The 13087-nt window shown below is 59.1% G+C and carries 7 protein-coding genes and 4 pseudogenes; 7 read left to right on the top strand and 4 right to left on the bottom strand.

Features of this window, described 5'->3' with window-relative positions; genetic code table 11:
• Positions 1-301 precede the first annotated feature (301 nt).
• The 4 genes and pseudogenes from pgi (at position 302) to EIO60_RS00680 (ending at position 5456) form a co-directional block, all read left to right on the top strand.
• Positions 302-1948, top strand: coding sequence for a glucose-6-phosphate isomerase (gene pgi, locus EIO60_RS00695; RefSeq protein WP_258575610.1), 1647 nt, complete (start codon positions 302-304; stop codon positions 1946-1948).
• A 502-nt stretch (positions 1949-2450) separates the two neighbouring features.
• Positions 2451-2701, top strand: a pseudogene (gene yjbE / locus EIO60_RS00690) (exopolysaccharide production protein YjbE).
• Positions 2702-2775: 74 nt separating this feature from the next.
• Positions 2776-3383: pseudogene (locus EIO60_RS00685) on the top strand (YjbF family lipoprotein).
• A gap of 32 nt (positions 3384-3415) precedes the next feature.
• Positions 3416-5456 (top strand): annotated as a pseudogene (locus tag EIO60_RS00680) (YjbH domain-containing protein).
• A gap of 72 nt (positions 5457-5528) precedes the next feature.
• Here EIO60_RS00680 and EIO60_RS00675 read toward each other — a convergent pair.
• From EIO60_RS00675 to EIO60_RS00660, 4 genes and pseudogenes are all read right to left on the bottom strand, one after another.
• A pseudogene (locus EIO60_RS00675) lies at positions 5529-8745 on the bottom strand (methionine synthase).
• A gap of 216 nt (positions 8746-8961) precedes the next feature.
• Entirely contained in the window at positions 8962-9891 is a 930-nt protein-coding gene (metA, locus tag EIO60_RS00670; RefSeq protein WP_258575609.1) for a homoserine O-acetyltransferase MetA, read from the bottom strand.
• Between the two features lie 108 nt (positions 9892-9999).
• On the bottom strand, positions 10000-10554 hold the full coding sequence (locus tag EIO60_RS00665) for a substrate-binding domain-containing protein (protein ID WP_258575608.1): 555 nt from the start codon (positions 10552-10554) through the stop codon (positions 10000-10002).
• Positions 10555-10621: 67 nt separating this feature from the next.
• The gene (locus EIO60_RS00660) at positions 10622-10843 is read right to left on the bottom strand and encodes a LysR family transcriptional regulator (protein WP_258575607.1); all 222 of its coding nucleotides are present in this window, start codon (positions 10841-10843) and stop codon (positions 10622-10624) included.
• Between the two features lie 169 nt (positions 10844-11012).
• Here EIO60_RS00660 and EIO60_RS00655 point away from each other — a divergent pair, with 169 nt between their 5' ends.
• From EIO60_RS00655 to EIO60_RS00645, 3 genes are all read left to right on the top strand, one after another.
• Positions 11013-12122, top strand: a complete 1110-nt coding sequence (locus EIO60_RS00655) for a M20/M25/M40 family metallo-hydrolase (RefSeq protein ID WP_258575606.1) — start codon at positions 11013-11015, stop codon at positions 12120-12122.
• A gap of 53 nt (positions 12123-12175) precedes the next feature.
• Positions 12176-12478: a transporter substrate-binding domain-containing protein gene (locus tag EIO60_RS00650; RefSeq protein ID WP_258575605.1), complete on the top strand. Its 303-nt coding sequence runs from the start codon at positions 12176-12178 to the stop codon at positions 12476-12478.
• Between the two features lie 121 nt (positions 12479-12599).
• On the top strand, positions 12600-12923 hold the full coding sequence (locus EIO60_RS00645; RefSeq protein ID WP_258575604.1) for a hypothetical protein: 324 nt from the start codon (positions 12600-12602) through the stop codon (positions 12921-12923).
• Positions 12924-13087 lie beyond the last annotated feature (164 nt).

The raw sequence follows: 13087 nt of genomic DNA, 5'->3' as shown, positions 1-13087 counted from the left end.
CCGCGCATCGTCACGCCCGGTGGATTAAGCGGCTCGCTTCCGGCCGGTTTATGCTGACCCGGCACAAAGAACGGCGGCGCGGCGCGCGGCACAACAGGCGTCGCCTAATCTGAAAATCACCGGTGGCGAAACGGCGCCGCAGCGCGGATTCTCAGGCGCGCAGGCGCCATCCATGCCGCCGGAAAGTGACGGCGCCGACAAAATTTTTCCTTTCCGTGGACACTGTTGTCATACTGAAACGCTATACGGGTGTGATTGCCCACGATGGAATGACAGTTCTTAAATTAACAAGAGTGTTGCTATGAAAAATATCAATCCGACGCAAACCGCGGCCTGGCAAGCGCTGCAACAGCATTTTGAACAGATGAAATCGGTCGAAATCGCCGATTTGTTCGCCCAGGATCCCGATCGTTTTGCGAAATTCTCCGCCACCTTCGACGACCAGATGCTGGTGGACTTTTCGAAAAACCGCATTACGCAGGAGACGCTCGACAAGCTGCAGGCACTGGCAAAAGAGACCGACCTGAGCGGTGCCATTAAATCGATGTTCTCTGGCGAGAAAATCAACCGCACCGAAGATCGCGCCGTGCTGCACGTCGCGCTGCGCAACCGCAGCAATAAGCCGATCCTGGTGGACGGCAAAGATGTGATGCCAGAAGTGAACGCGGTGCTGGAGAAGATGAAACACTTCTCCGAGCGCATCATCGGCGGCGAGTGGAAAGGGTATGCCGGCAAGGCGATCACCGACGTGGTAAATATCGGCATCGGCGGGTCGGATCTCGGGCCGTTCATGGTGACGGAGGCGCTGCGCCCCTATAAAAACCACCTGAATATGCACTTCGTCTCTAACGTTGACGGCACACATATTGCAGAAACCCTGAAAGATCTCAGCCCGGAAACCACCCTGTTCCTGGTGGCGTCGAAGACCTTCACCACCCAGGAAACCATGACAAACGCCCACAGCGCGCGCGACTGGTTCCTGAAAACCGCCGGCGATCAGCAGCATGTGGCGAAGCACTTCGCCGCGCTCTCCACCAATGCCAAAGCGGTGGGCGAGTTTGGTATCGACACTGCCAATATGTTTGAGTTCTGGGACTGGGTCGGCGGCCGCTACTCGCTCTGGTCCGCCATCGGCCTGTCAATTATTCTCTCTGTCGGCTTCGACAACTTCGAGCAGCTGCTGAGCGGCGCGCACGCGATGGATCAGCACTTCTCCATCACGCCAGCCGAGCAGAACCTGCCGGTGCTGTTGGCGCTGATCGGCATCTGGTACAATAACTTCTTCGGCGCTGAGACCGAGGCAATCTTACCTTACGATCAGTATATGCACCGCTTCGTGGCCTACTTCCAACAGGGCAACATGGAGTCCAACGGCAAGTACGTCGACCGCGATGGCAACCCGGTGGATTACCAGACCGGCCCGATTATCTGGGGCGAACCAAGCACCAACGGCCAGCACGCCTTCTATCAGCTGATCCACCAGGGCACCAAGCTGGTGCCGTGCGACTTTATCGCCCCGGCGATTACCCACAATGCGCTGTCGGATCACCACCAGAAGCTGCTCTCTAACTTCTTTGCCCAGACCGAAGCGCTGGCGTTCGGCAAGTCGCGCGAGGTGGTAGAGAAAGAGTTTACCGACGCGGGCAAATCCGCCGAGTCGGTCGCGCATATCGTGCCGTTCAAGGTGTTCGAGGGCAACCGTCCGACCAACTCGATCCTGCTGCGCGAGATCACGCCGTACAGCCTCGGCGCGCTGATTGCGCTCTACGAGCACAAGATCTTTACCCAGGGCGCCATCCTGAATATCTTTACCTTCGATCAGTGGGGCGTAGAGTTAGGCAAGCAGCTGGCTAACCGCATCCTGCCGGAGCTGGAAAACGGCGAGGACGTAACCAGCCACGACAGCTCCACCAATGGCTTGATTAACCGCTATAAAGCCTGGCGCTAATTATTGCGCGCTTGTCTTCAGGGCGGCCTTGTGGCCGCCTTTTTTCTGCCCTGCTCTGCAAAACAGCATCGTCAACGGCCTGAAGCGACCTGCTGCAGACGGGATAATTCTTAAAGTCGCCTCGGGTTAAACAAAGATAATGCCCAAACGCCTACCTCTCTTTTAGTTTACGCTGGCCCGTTTTCATAATTAAACTTTTGATTTCAAAATTTTTTTATTTTTTTGCCGCCAGGGAAAATCTGATAATCTCCGTTCCGGTCCAGATATTAATAAAAAAGAACAAAACGCTTTGCATTTGCCTTTCGCCCGAACGGATCTTCCGCCACGCTTAAAAAACGCCGCAATAAAAAAGGGTTAATGCGCTTATGGCTCGTTTTCGCCCGCTTTCCGACGCGCTGTTAGCCTGCTTTTTCCCATGCTGAACGCTGGTAATTTGTTATCCTACACTAGAAGCGCCCGTAACGGGTACCTCCTTCATTCACTCAATGCAGGACAACGCAGTATGAAGAAAATCCTGGTTGCCGGAGCAACCCTCTACTCTACGTCGCAGCGCATTCCGTGGCTTTTGCCGCCCTGGAAGAAGCAAGTGCGGCAGCGGGCGCGCAGGCAGGAGCAATCTCCGCCGGCACCACGACCACTGTTGGTATCGGCGCGCTTGGCGCATTAGTAGGTGTCGGTATCGCCACATCTGGCGGTGGCGACGGTGCGAACACCGGTACAACAACCACGACCACAACGAGCACCACACTTTGATGTAGCAACTTTAAACATAACCACACAGCCGTGTGGTTATTTTTTACGTTGGTATTTTTTTACAGGGGCACACAGTGCGCCGACTCTCTTTTTTGCTGGCTTGCCTGCTACTACAGGGCCTGCACGCAGACGCAAAAAGGGCTGGAACAGACCGTTATGCTGGCCCCGACAACGTCGTTAAAACCAACTAGCAGATCGCCGATCTGCCCTACGCCAGCCTCTATGCCCGCATCAATGCGGGGCCGCAGATATTCGTGGTGCTCGGCTATAACGAAAACGGCCAGCAGAAGTGGATCACTCAGAACAACACCATGCTGGTGACGCAGCACGGCCGCCTAGTGAAAACCCTGGGCCTGACGGACAACCTGCAGCAGGTCAGAAATCTGTCGCAGGATCCGCTGGCGAACGCGCTGTAGCTGCGCGACGGCGCCAGCTGGACGCGCATCGTGCAGTGGACCGAGGGGGACGAACTGCGCGCGGCCACGGTCAGCTCCCGCTTCGTGCGGGGCGCCGCGTCGCCTGTCGCGTCTGGATCGAGCAGGCGCACATCGAGGCCAGCGGCCGCGCATGGGAAAACACCTTCTGGATCAACAACAGCAGCGGCGACGTGGTGCAGGCGCACCAGATGCTGGCTGCGGACGACTTCCCTGTTGCCACCACCCTTCTGAAGCCGGCGAAATAATGAAAACAACACTCTCTTTGCTGGCCGGGCTGATGCTGGCCGGCAGCAGCGCCGCGTGGGCGGCGGGCCAAGCGCAGGCCGAGACCTTTCCCGCTCCGATCGGCCCGTCGCAGTCCGACTTCGGCGGTGTCGGCCTATTGCAGTTGCTGACCGCGCGTATGGCGCGTGAAGGGGAGTTCAGCCTTAACTTTCGCGACAACGACCAGTACCGCTACTACTCCGCCTCGCTGTAGCTGCTGCCCTGGCTAGAAGCCACGGTGCACTACACCGACGTGCGCACGCGCCGCTACCGCGGCGTTGAGAGCTTCAGCGGTAACCAGAGCTATAAAGACAAGGCGTTCGACCTCAAGCTGCGCCTGCTGAAAGAGAGCTACTGGCTGCCGGAGGTGGCGTTCGGCACGCGCGATCTCGGCGGTACTGGCCTGTTCGACAGTGAATATCTGGGGCGAGCAAGGCGTGGGGGCCATTTGACTTTATGCTCGGCCTCGGCTGGGGCTATCTCGGCAACAGCGGCACGGTTAAAAATCCCTTCTCTTACAGCGACAGCTACTGCTAGCGCCCGAGCATTGGCGAAGCGGGCTCGATCAACGGCTCGCAGATGTTCCACGGCCCGTCGGCGCTGTTCGGCGGCGTAGAGTATCAGACGCCGTGGCAGCCGCTGCGCCTGAAGCTGGAGTATGAGGGCAACGACTATCAGGATGACTTTGCCGGTCGGCTGGAGCAGAGCAGCAAGGTCAACGTCGGCGCGATTTACCGCCTGACCGACTGGGCCGATATCAACGCCAGCTACGAGCGCGGCAATACCTTTATGTTCGGCGTGACGGTGCGCACCAACTTCAACGATCTGCGCCAGGCGCATATCGACAGCGCGAAACCTGAATACCGCCCTCACCCGTAGGAGAGCATGCTGGAGCCGACGGTGGTGGCCAGCCAGCTGACCGATCTGAAATATAACGCCGGCCTGAGCGGGCCGCGCATCCAGACCAAGGGCAGCACGCTTTACGTCTCTGGTGAGCAGACAAAATATCGCGACACGCGCGAAGGGGTCGATCGCGCCAACCGCATCATCACGAATAACCTGCCGGCGAGTATTGAGGCCATCGAGATCACCGAGTCGCGCTTTAATATGCCGCAGGTAACCACGCGCACCGACGTCGACAGCCTGCGCCACTAGCTGGTCGGCTATCCGCTTGGCCACGAGCAGCCGCCGCGCCATTCGCGGGAAAATCCCGTCGACGCAGGCGAGACCGAGCAAGGCTTTTTTATTCGCAAAGAGCGGCTCAGCTACAGCCTGTCGCCGGTGCTAAACCAGTCGGTAGGCGGCCCGGAAAGCTTCTACATGTATCAGGTCGGGGTGATGGGCAACCTAGACTATTGGCTGACCGATCACTTGCTGATGGGCGGCAGCCTGTTCGGCAATATCGCCAATAACTACGACCGGTTTAACTACAACGGCGCGCCCGCCGACTCGACGCTGCCACGTGTGCGCACCCATATCCGCGACTATGTCGAGAACAACATCTACGTCAACGATCTGCAGGCCAACTACATGGGCTACCTCGGCAACGGCCTCTACGGCCAGATGTACGGCGGTTACCTGGAGACCATGTATGGCGGCGTCGGCGGCGAGCTGCTTTATCGTCCGGTGAACAGCAACTGGGCCGTGGGCGTCGACGCCAACTATGTGCGCCAGCGCAACTGGGACAACATGATGCAGTTCACCAACTATAAGGCGCCGACCGGCCATCTGACCGCTTACTGGCGTCCGTGGTTTATACAGGATATGCTGGTGAAGGCAAGCGTCGGTCAGTTCGACGCCTCGAAGCACTTCGACAGCGGCGTAATGGTAGGCATTTACGCCACCAAAACCAACATATCGTCGGAGCAGTATGGCGAAGGAGAATTCACCAAAGGCTTCTATCTGTCGATTCCGATGAATCTCTTCACCGTGACGCCGACGCGCAGCCGCGCGCATGTGAACTGGTGCCGCTGACGCGTGACGGCGGTCAGATGCTGGGACGTAAGTATCAGCTTTATGACCTGACGTCCGATCGCGACGCGCGCTTCAACTGATGAACAAAGGCGGCCTGATGGCCGCCTTTTTTATTGGTCAGTGCTGACGCTGCCGTCCGTCTTTCAACTTTCTCAGCCGCCTGAGCAGTTAGCCGCGTCATATCCCAGGTTGGGCGCCAGCCAGCGCTCCACCTCGCTCACCGTCATGCCTTTGCGCACCGCGTAATCCTCCACCTGATCGCGCCGGACCTGCGACACGGCAAAGTAGCGGCGGTCGAGGTGGCTGAAGTACCAGCCGGAAACCGACGCGCCCGGCCACATGGCGAAGGATTCGGTCAGCTTCATGCCGGTGTCGGCCTCCACATCCAGCAGCTGCCAGATGGCCGCTTTTTCCGTGTGTTCCGGACAGGCGGGATAGCCCGGCGCCGGGCGAATGCCCTGATAGTTCTCGCGGATCAGCTCGTCGTTGCTCAGGTTCTCATGGGCAGCGAAGCCCTAGATCACCTTGCGCACCCGCTCGTGCAGATACTCAGCGAAGGCTTCCGCCAGCCGATCCGCCACCGCTTTCACCATGATTTTGTCGTAGTCGTTGTGCCGCGCGTCATACGCCTCCGCCAGCGCGTCTTCTTCAAGGCCGCCGGTGACGGCGAATGCCCCCAGATAGTCCGCCTTGCCGCTCGACTTCGGCGTCACGTAGTCCGCCAGGCAGTCGTTGGGGAAATCGCTTTTCTCCGTCTGCTGGCGCAGATGATGGCTGACGGCAATAACCTCGCGGCGGCTCTCGTCACGGTACACTTATATATCGTCGCCGACGCGGTTGGCGGGAAAGAGGTCCAGCATGGCGTCGGCGAACAGGCGCAGCGTATCGATGCTGACGGTTATTTCGCTGACGCCGAGTCGATGCGCCACCGGCGGCGTGCGTGGCTTTTTGCACGCGTGCTGGACGCGCACGGTGTCGTACTCTTTGCGCGTACGCGCCACAAAATTGGCTTTGAGCGTCGGCGACAGTAGCGACGAGACCACGCCGACGGTGCGCGAGGCGTTCTGCACGTAAACCGTCGGCCCGCTGTAGTTCTGCTCGATCTTCACGGCGGTGTGCGCCTTCGAGGTGGTAGCGACGCCAATCAGCAGCGGCAACGTAAAGCCCTGGCGCTCCATCTCTTTAGCGACGTTGACCATCTCATCCAGCGACGGCGTAATCAGGCCCGACAGGCCGATAATATCCGCCTCTGTTCAATGGCGGTCTTCAGGATCTTGTCGCTCGGCACCATCACGCCGAGGTCGATAATCTCGTAGTTGTTGCACTGCAGCACTACGCCGACGATATTCCTGCCGATGTCGTGCACGTCCCCTTTTACCGTCGCCAGCACGATTTTGCCGTTGCTGCGGCCCGCCTCTTTGCTGGCCTGAATATAGGGCTCCAGATAGGCGACCGCCTGTTTCATCACGCGCGCCGACTTCACCACCTGCGGCAGAAACATCTTTCCTTCGCCAAACAGGTCGCCCACTACGTTCATGCCCGACATAAGCGGCCCTTCGATAACTTCGATCGGACGCGCCGTCGCCTTTACTGGCGCGATACTTCTCCGCCAGCGCCAGTAGGCGCTCGGTGCCGTCGGCGTGGCGGTTAAGGACGACATCCTCGACCGCGTCGCGCAGATCGTCGTAGATCGCCAGCTGGCTGGCGTTGACGATGCCCATATCCATGCCATTGCGGATGGCGTAATAGAGAAACACGGTATGAATGGCTTCGCGCACCGGATCGTTGCCGAGAAAGGAGAACGACACGTTGGAGACGCCGCCGGAGATCATCGTGTGCGGCAGCTCGCGCTTGATGTCTTCACAGGCGCCGATAAAGTCCATCGCGTAGTTGTTGTGCTCGTCGATGCCTGTGGCGACGGCAAAGATATTCGGGTCGAAGATAATATCTTCCGGCGGGAAGCCGACCTGCTCGGTAAGAATTTTGTAGGCGCGGCGGCAAATCTCGATTTTGCGCGCGCGTGTATCCGCCTGGCCCGCCTCGTCAAAGGCCATCACCACCATCGCCGCGCCGTAGCGCCGCACCAGCCGCGCATGCTGGATAAAGGTCGCCTCGCCCTCTTTCATCGAGATGGAGTTAACGATGCCTTTGCCCTAGATGCACTGTAGGCCCTTTTCAATCACCTCCCACTTCGAGGAGTCGATCATAATGGGCACGCGGGCAATATCCGGCTCGCCGGCGATCAGGTTAAGGAAGCGCACCATCGCCGCTTCGGCGTCGAGCATCCCCTCATCCATATTGATGTCGATAATCTGCACGCCGTTCTGCACCTGCTGCAGCGCCACCTCCAGCGCTTCGCTATATTTCTCTTCTTTGATCAAGCGCTTGAATTTGGCCGAGCCGGTGATGTTGGTGCGCTCGCCGACGTTAACGAACAGCGAGTCGCCGCTGATGTTAAGCGGCTCAAGGCCGGAGAGACGACAGGCTCCCGGCAGCGTTGGCAGCCTGCGCGGCGCCACGCCTGCCACTCTCTCCTCCATCGCTTTGATATGCTGCGACGTAGCGCCGCAGCAGCCGACGATAATATTGCGAAAACCGGCGCACGGTCACGTAGCACTCGGCGATGCGCGACATCTCCGCCACGTACTGGCGCAGATCATCCGGGCCGAGCACGCAGTTGAGGCCGAACGACAGCGGCTCGGTGTGGCGCAGTGAGTTGTAGAAGGCTTCGGTGGTCTGGCCGGAGAGCGTGCGGCCCGACGCGTCGGTGATGGTACCGGAGATCATCAGCGGCAGGTTGACGCCCAGTACCTCCATCTCGCTCTGCACCGCAAAAATCGCCGCCTTGGCGTTCAGGGTGTCGAACACCGTCTCGATCATGATGATATCCGCGCCGCCTTCCACCAGCGCGCGCGTCGATTCGCGGTACGCCGCGACCAGCTGACTGAAGGTGACGTTGCGGTAGGCGGGATCGTTAACGTCGGGCGAGATAGAGCAGGTGCGGTTGGTCGGCCCCAGCACCCCGGCGACGTAGCGTGGACGATCGGGCGTTTTCATCGTCCACTCGTCGCAGCAGGCACGCGCCAGCCGGGCAGCGGCGTAGTTGATCTCCGCCGACAGCGCTTCCGTCTGGTAGTCCGCCATCGCAATGGTGGTGGCGTTAAAGGTATTGATTTCCAGAATATCCGCGCCCGCGTCGAGACAGGCGTGGTGGATCTCGCGGATCACCTTAGGCTTGGTCAGCACCAGCAGATCGTTGTTATTGCCTTTGAGATCGCAGCTCCAGTCGCCGAAGCGATCGCCGCGGAAATCTTGCTCGTCCAGTTTATAGCGCTGGATCATGATGCCCATGCCGCCGTCCAGCACCATGATGTGTTGCGCAAGCTGCTGATGCAGCGCGTCAGTTTTGTTGCTCACTCTTGTCTCATTCAGCGCAGTCCGCTGGCTAACGTGCCTGGCGATCATCCTGGCATAACTTCATGGAGGGAAAAAGCCGCCGCGTCCTAGCCGCCTAGGACAGAGGATAAAAAAACCGCAGCAGCCCTGCGGCTGGCACGGTAAGGACAAACAGGACGGCTGGTATGGCTACTCCAGCGTGGGATTCATGCGGCGCAAATCGAATGGCGTAATCTGGTAGACGTAATAGTTCAGCCAGTTGGAAAAGAGCAGATTGCCATGGCTGCGCCAGGTGGCGCACGGCGGCAGCTCGGGATTGTCCTGCGGGAAGTAGTTCCAAGGCACCTCCGGATGCAAACCCGCCTCATAGTCACGGTGATATTCGCCAGACAAGGTCAGCGCGTCATATTCGGGGTGGCCGGTCACGAAGACCAGCCGCTTGTCTTTGCTCGCCATCAGGTAGGCGCCAGTCTGCTCCGACTCCGCAAACAGCTCCAGATCGGTGTAGTCGGTGATCAGCTGCGTTGGAAAATCGGCATAGCGCGAATGGGGCGCGAGGAAATTGTCGTCGAAGCCGCGCGTCAGCAGCGCGTGCGGATGCAGGATCTGATGCTCATAGACGCCCGACAGCTTGGTCTGCCGCGTCTGCTTCGGAATACCGTACAGGATATTCAGCGCCGCCTGCACCGCCCAGCAGACGAAGAGCGTAGAGGTGACGTGCTCTTTCGCCCAGTGCAGCACGCGCTGGATTTGCGGCCAGTAGGCAACATCGTTGAAATCCACCAGCCCAAGCGGCGCGCCGGTCACAATCAGGCCGTCGAAATTATCGTGCTGGATGTCGTCGAAGTTGCAGTAAAAGTTGTTGAGATGCTCCATAGGCGTATTGCGCGATTCGCGGCTGTCGATGCGCAGCAGCTGAATATCGATCTGCAGCGGCGAGTTGGAAAGCAGTCGCAGGAACTGGTTTTCGGTTTCAATCTTTTTCGGCATCAGATTGAGTACCAGCACTTTCAGCGGACGGATTTCCTGAACACTGGCGCGCGACGAAGTCATGATAAAGACGTTTTCGTTACGCAAAAAATTAACTGCCGGTAACTCGTCGGGAACCCTGATTGGCATGGATCGCTTTCCTCTGTACAACCGTATATACGTTTAGACATCCAGATACCCAAAGCATAGCCTGGCCATGCTATGTTGTCGAGTCTTCATGCGATAGATGAAAATCTTTCAGCTTAAATCGGCAAACATCTCGGTAAAGGGCAAGATTACCGAGGCATCGGCGCTGGCGTAGTGCCAGAGCAGCCAGGTGCGGCTTTTCAGCGCCTCGCCCGCCACCCTAACTGACTGGCACCAGAGGTACGCCGGCAACGGCTGATAGCTGGAGACGATAGTGTAGCCCGGCCCGCGCTCTACCATCGCCAGGCACACCTCCGGCTTGTCCACCTGCATGGCGACGCGCGGTGCCAGCGAGTAGTTGGCGTTCCACCAGCGCTCAATCAGATGAGTGATATGGCCGCGGTAGTTGATGCGAATTTGCGGCAGCAGGCGCAGATCCAGTGGCTGCAGGCTCACCAGCCAGTAGTCATCCATGTCCACCAGCCGTTTACCGTGCCGCCAGTGATAGTCATCTTTCACCAGCGCGGCGTGGATCGCTTCGCGCTGCAGCTGCTGGTAGATCTCTTCGCTCAGCCCCCTGAGCAGATTAACGCGGATCCCCGGATACATCCTGCTGAAGCGGGCCAGTATATCGGGCAGTCGATAGGCGGCGTAGTTGCTGGTCACACCAAGACGCAGCTCGCCCTGGCAGAGGCTGTAAAAGACTCTGCAGGGTTTGCCTCAGCTGCTCCGATTAATGCAGCATTTTTGCGGCGTGCTGCGCAAGATAGCGTCCCTGCGCGCTAAAGGTTAACGGACGACCGCCCTCTTCAAACAGCGTGACGCCCAGCTTGCGCTCGATCTGCTTGAGCCGGTAGCTGAGCACAGGCTGCGAGGTGAACAGCTGCTCTGCCGCGCGCGTTACGTTCTGGTGGTGCCAGACGTTATGAATTATCAGCCAGTCTTTTTCGTTCATCGCGATCTCCCCGCCCCTTGCTCCATAAAATATTTTTTTCCGGCGCGCGGCAAGCGATAAAAAAGCCCGATTGGGAATTTGCAGTTAAGCGGTTTATATCTGGATAAGGTTTTTAATTTCAACGGATTAAGCGCACCAGACTGGTGAGCGCCGCACCACGGGATGCACGATGACCGAGCAGAAAAATAAAATTCTTTTCACCATCGAGCAGATTGCGCCGCAGATGGCCGCGCTTGCGCGCGCGATTCATGCGCGGCCGGAGTTGAGCTTTAGCGAACACTACACCAGCGCGGCGCTGCAGGCGCCGCTGCGCGCCGCGGGATTCGACATGACCACCGGCACCACGAGCATGAAGACCGCCTTTCGCTCCCGCCTCGACAGCGGCGAGCCGGGCGCGCACGTTGTCTTGCTGGCGGAGTATGATACGTTGCCGGAGCTGGAGCACGCCTGCGGCCATAACCTTATCGGCACCGCTTCGGTGGCCGCCGCGCTAGCGCTGGCGAGCAGCGGCGTGCTGCAGCGCGGGACGCTGGAGGTTATCGGCACGCCGGCAGAAGAAGAAGGCGGCGGCAAGATCGTTATGGCGGATCAGGGCGTGTTTGCAGGCGTCGACGCGGTGATGATGTTCCACCCGCGTGAGAAAAATATGATGACGCGCGGCGCCCTGGCCTGCGTGATCCAGACCTTTGTCGGCATCAATGCGCTGCGTCAGTTCTTTACCGACGATGTGCGCGTGCACGGCATTATCACCCACGGCGGCAGCGCCACCAATATTGTGCCCGCCTTTGCCGAGGCGAAGTTTCTGATGCGCGCCGCGACGGTTGCGGGATTACAGCAGGTGCGCGCGAATGTGTTCGCGGCGGCGCAGGGCGCGGCGGCAATGAGCGGCGCGCGGCTGGAGATTGAGGAGGGTCTTACCTACGCCAAGCGCAATAACAAACATGCGCTGGCGGCGCTGTTTCAGGCCAATATCGAACAGCTGGGATTACACGCAGACGCGGCGCCTGCGCAGGGCGGCGTCGGCTTCTCCGATATCGGCAACGTCAGCCAGCTGACCGCCGCCATCCATCCCTATCTGCGCATCGGCGACATGGTGCCACACACGGCAGAATTTACCGCAGCCGCCGCCTCCAATGCGGGCATCGACGCCATGCTAAACGTTGCGCGCGCACTGGCCATGATCACCTTCGATCTTCAGCATTCCGCTCCCTTCAAGGCCGTGCGCGATGAATTTCTCGCCTGGCAGGCCGTTCACCTTGCTTCAGGAGAAAACCGATGAAAAAGATCCTGTCCGTGATGATTTTTGCCGCGCTGACGCTGGCGGGCTAGGCGATGGCGGCGGGCGAAACCCTGCACGTCGCCGCCGACCTGACCTATCCGCCTTTCCAGTATCGCGACAGCAACAGCACGCCAGCCGGCTTCGAAATCGATATTACCAATGCGGTCTGCGCGGCGATGCAGGTGAAGTGCGAGTATGTGGTCAGCAGCTTCAACGCGGAAATTCCCTCGCTGATGGCGAAGAAAGTTGATTTTATCTCGCCGCTAGGCGCCACGGAAAAGCGGCGTAAGTCAATCGACTTCAACGATTTTATTTATCACATTCCCACCTCCCTGGTCGCGCGCAAGGGAGATTAAAAAACGCAGCAGCTGCTCAATTCTGGTCTGGCGAAAGTCATGGCCGACGGCACCTGGGAGAAGGTGAAGCAGCACTATTTCGGCGATCTGCAGATAAAGGTGACGCGCTCGGGAGCGGCTGATGCGCCCCACTGACCTGACCGCCGAAATGCGCGCGATGCTGGCGCATTTTCAACAGCTGCATCGTTTGTCCGGCAGCGTGGACGCTGAGCGCAGCGTTGACTGGCTTTGCCAGCGGCTGGCCTCGCACGGTATCGCGGTACGCCGCGACCGCTGCGATCTCTGGCTGAGCGATTCGCTGTCGGCGTTATTAACCGTAGAAGGCGTGACGATCGCAGCGAAAACCCGATCTTTCGCCGCAGATTGCCCGCAGGGCGTTGACGCGGCGCTGGTTTACGACAGCCGCTCGCTCGCCTTTCTGCCCGACTTCGACAGTCAAGCCTAGGCGGAACAGGTGCGCGGCAAGCTGGTCGTGGCGGATTTAGGGGTATGAGGATTACATCCAGCGGCTGATGCAGGCAGGTGCGGCTGGGCTGATTGATGTACGCGATGTCGCGCCTGGCGCAACCTTTGGCACGGCGGAAATTGAACGCTGGGAGAGCCAGCATG

Source organism: Candidatus Pantoea persica (assembly GCF_013753875.1).
Classification (GTDB): domain Bacteria; phylum Pseudomonadota; class Gammaproteobacteria; order Enterobacterales; family Enterobacteriaceae; genus Pantoea; species Pantoea persica.
The sequence above is the reverse complement of the archived record's forward strand: the minus strand, read 5'-3'. Positions and strand labels throughout refer to the sequence as shown.

Excerpts from the sequence above, each read along its gene's own strand:
- pgi (WP_258575610.1), top strand. The coding sequence starts at position 302 with ATGAAAAATATCAATCCGACGCAAACCGCGGCCTGGCAAGCGCTGCAA.
- metA (WP_258575609.1), bottom strand. The coding sequence starts at position 9,891 with ATGCCAATCAGGGTTCCCGACGAGTTACCGGCAGTTAATTTTTTGCGT.
- EIO60_RS00660 (WP_258575607.1), bottom strand. The coding sequence starts at position 10,843 with ATGAACGAAAAAGACTGGCTGATAATTCATAACGTCTGGCACCACCAG.
- EIO60_RS00655 (WP_258575606.1), top strand. The coding sequence starts at position 11,013 with ATGACCGAGCAGAAAAATAAAATTCTTTTCACCATCGAGCAGATTGCG.
- EIO60_RS00650 (WP_258575605.1), top strand. The coding sequence starts at position 12,176 with ATGGCGGCGGGCGAAACCCTGCACGTCGCCGCCGACCTGACCTATCCG.
- EIO60_RS00645 (WP_258575604.1), top strand. The coding sequence starts at position 12,600 with ATGCGCCCCACTGACCTGACCGCCGAAATGCGCGCGATGCTGGCGCAT.